This is a genomic window from Mesorhizobium sp. M0317, from assembly GCF_040321555.1.
Lineage (GTDB): Bacteria > Pseudomonadota > Alphaproteobacteria > Rhizobiales > Rhizobiaceae > Mesorhizobium.
Window position 1 is genome coordinate 1 of record NZ_JAMYRV010000112.1, and the last position, 682, is coordinate 682.

Genomic DNA, 682 nt, shown 5'->3' on the forward strand with positions numbered 1-682 from the left:
ATTTCCACGGTCAGCCACGAATTGCGCACCCCGTTGACCTCCATCCGCGGCTCGCTTGGCCTGATCGCGGCCGGTGTTGCCGGCGAACTGCCGCCGAAGGCCGCCAATCTCGTCAACATCGCCCACACCAATAGCGAAAGGCTGGTTCTCCTCATCAACGACATTCTGGATATCGAGAAGATCGAATCGGGCGTGATCACCTTCAAGATCAAGCAGATGCCTGTCCGTCAGGTGCTAGAGCAGGCCATTGCCGCCAGCTCCAACTACATGGCTGACAGCCGGATCAAGATCGTTCTGATCGACGATGCCCCGCGCGCTGAGGCCAACATCGATCCGGATCGCCTGCATCAGGTGATGGCGAACCTTCTGTCGAACGCGATCAAGTTCTCGCATGCTGATGGCACCGTCACGGTGAAATTCCAGCGTCGTGACGGCGACATGCTGCGTATTTCCGTCATGGACCAGGGCACTGGCATCCCGGAGGCTTTCCGCGGCCGTATATTCGGAAAATTCGAGCAGGCGGACGCTTCCAGCACGCGTAAGATAGGCGGCACCGGCCTGGGGTTGAGCATCGTCAAGGCCATTACCGAAAAACTTGGCGGAGCCATTTCCTTCGAAACCGAGGAAGGCAAGGGAACCTCGTTCCACCTCGACCTTGCAGAAGCACGCAGGCACCACCCAA

At 58.8% G+C, this 682-nt stretch carries 1 protein-coding gene; it reads left to right on the forward strand.

Going from position 1 to position 682, the window contains the following annotated elements; translation table 11 throughout:
• Nucleotides 1-682: sensor histidine kinase (locus NKI88_RS31755; protein WP_352659349.1), on the forward strand; the 682-nt coding region annotated here is incomplete at both ends.